1 protein-coding gene is annotated in these 2,875 nt (G+C 56.5%); it reads right to left on the reverse strand.

Features of this window, described 5'->3' with window-relative positions; all coding sequences use genetic code 11:
• A partial coding sequence (locus JK154_RS17535) for an autotransporter-associated beta strand repeat-containing protein (RefSeq protein WP_249215994.1) occupies positions 1–2,875 on the reverse strand: 2,875 nt, incomplete at both ends.

Below are 2,875 nucleotides of genomic sequence, written 5' to 3' on the forward strand. Positions count from 1 at the left end.
GCCCCCTTCGCGAGCGCCACCGTCCCGCTGTTGTTCAGTGAACTGCTGGTCAGTGTCCCATTCTCACCAACGGTCACAGTGCCGGCATTGGTCAGCGCCCCGTTGATGGTCTGGTTTTTTCCATTGAGGTTAAACCCGCTGCCTGCCAGAGTGGTGAGGCCGGATGTCGCCCCCAGGGCATTGTTGCTGCCCGCCACCACGGTACCGCTGTTGATGGTGGTGCCACCAGTGTAATCGTTGCCCGCGTTGTTCAGGGTCAGGGTTTCACCGCTGGCGTTTAGTGCCAGATTACCGCTGCCGGTGATTTGAGCTGTGAACGTTTTCGCACTGCTTTCCTTGGTGTCAAGGGTCAGAATGTGATCTGCCGCTAACGCGACTTTGATTAACCGCGCCACAGTACTCAGGCCGCCACCCACGCCAGACAACCCATAGTTGTAGGTTCCGGTAGCCACATCAATACCGCCCTGGTCAATAGCCAGCTCAGTATCGTCCCCCAGAACCTGACCTTTGCTGTCTTGCAGTACCAGCTGTTCCAGATCCTTGTCTGTCAGCTGAACGGTGCTGTTAACCAGTTGCTGGCGTGAGCCGACATTCTGATCCAGCAGGTTACTACCCGTTTGTGTCTGTCCTGGTTGAACCTGAATAATACTGGTCGCGTCACCAGACACACTCAAATTATCGGTGGTTATTGAACCATCGTTAAAGGTGGTGGTTCCCCCATTCAGGGCCAGTCCACCAATAGCCTGCGCCCCATCAGTAACATTAACCTTAGCCCCCTGGCTCACCGCAAGGCTCGCCTGGGTCAGGGCCGTCGTATTATTACCAGACAAGGCAAACTGGCTGTTAGCAAGATCTACCGTCCCCTTGTAGCCACTACCCGTGTTGGCGCCGAAGGTAAAGGCCTGGTTACCGGCATCAATGCTCAGTATCCCGCCACCGGTCAGGGCATGGTTAAAGGCTGTCAGGCTCGACAGTATCAGGTTACTGTCCGTGTCAATATCCACACCCACTGTATCGGCAATATTGTTACCGCTGAGAGTAGCTTTGCTGCCCGAATTCAGAACTAACTGACCGAGCCCAGTGACAGTGTTAGCCAATGCCCCGTTAAGGCCTGCCAGCGCCAGAATATCTGCGGCCGTAGCCAGGCTCACCGAGGCCTTGCTTCCCAAGTTAGCCGCGTCGCCAATTTGCATGCTGCTGCCACCACTGATGGCATATTGACCGAGGAAATTCGTATTGCTGGCATTCAATGTAACAGCAGATTTATTGGTAACTTGTACTTGGCTGTCCGCCACACCCGACAGCACCGAATTCAAGGTACCTGTCAGAGCGTTCAGAATCAGCGCCGCTTTATTACTGTTTATGGCGACTTTGGCACTGTTCCCACCAAGACTACTGGCCTTACTTACCGTCAGTGAGCCAGAGCCATTCAGGTTATGGGTTCCCGTAAACTGGCCATTATCACCACTCAAGGTCACTTGACCTGTTGTGTTAATACTCCCCACTCCACTGAGGACATTCGCCAGGCTCTGATCCGCATTCAGATTGAGGTTGCCCCCGACAGTGACTGCCGCACTGCCCAAGTCACCACTATCATTCAGAGTGACTGCCCCGTCGGTACCAATGATGGTGCTACCCGCCAGATCGTTATTGGCCTCTGACAGAATCAAATTACCGCCATTGACCTGCAGGGTACCGCTCCCTGTCAGGCCACCTTCTGAGGTTGACGTCCCGCCATTATTGAGTGTCAGCGTGCCCCCCCCCAGACTCACGGTACCGGCATTGGTCAGCGTCCCGTTGATGGTCTGGGTTTTTCCATTGAGGTTAAACTGGGTGTCTTTCACCGTACTCAGACTGGATGTCGCCCCCAGGGCATTGTTACTGCCCGCCACCACGGTACCGCTGTTGATGGTGGTGCCACCGGTGTAATCATTGTCCGCGCTGTTCAGGGTCAGCGTGTCACTGTGGGCATTCAGTGCCAGATCTCCGCTGCCGGTAATTTGAGCCGTGAACGTTCTCGCCACGCTGTCGGTGGTGTCCAGGGCCAGCATCTTGCCTGCCGCCAGGGCCACTTTCACCAGCTGGGCTACGGTACTCAGACCTCCGCCCTCTCCGGACAGGGTGTAGTTATAAGTCCCGGTACCCACGTTGACACTATTCTGGATTATCGCCTGCTCAGTACCTGTGTCCAGGGCCTGACCCTGACTGCCTTGCAGGGTCAGATTCGCCAGCTCATCCGCGGTCAGCACCACGTCACTGTCCACTAATGTCTGGGTGGATTTGACGTTTTGATCCAGCAGGTTATCACCGGTCAGCGTCTGTCCCGGCTCCACCTGGATAATGCTGGCATCTGTCCCGGTCACTGACAGTTTGCCGGTTTTAATCACGCCCTCGTTGAACAGGGTTGTCCCGCCGTTCAGAACCAGCCCGCCGATGGCCTGCTCACCACCAGTGACGCTGACCTTGGCCCCCTTGTTCACCGAGAGGTTAGCCTGGGTCAGGGCCGTGGTATTATTGCCGGCCAGGGCAAACTGGCTGTCGCCCAGATTCACCGTTCCCTTGTAACCACTGCCCGTATTGGTGCCAAAGGCAAAGGTCTGGTTACCGGTACTGATATTCAGCGTCCCGTCTCCCGTCAGGGCATGGTTAAAGGCCGTCAGACTCGACAGGGTCAGGTTACTGTCCGTTCCAATATCCACCCCAATGCTGTCTGCCACCTTCTGGGTACCATTGAGGGTCACGCCGGCCTTGTCATCCAGCACCAGCTGCCCCGCGCCACTCACCTGGTTGGCAAAGACGCCACTGTAGCCCGCCAGCCTCAGAAGATCTGTCGCCGCCGCCAGGCTCACCGAGGCACCGGTCCCCAGATTACTGG

This window comes from Citrobacter sp. JGM124 (genome assembly GCF_018257795.1).
Classification (GTDB): Bacteria; Pseudomonadota; Gammaproteobacteria; order Enterobacterales; family Enterobacteriaceae; genus JGM124.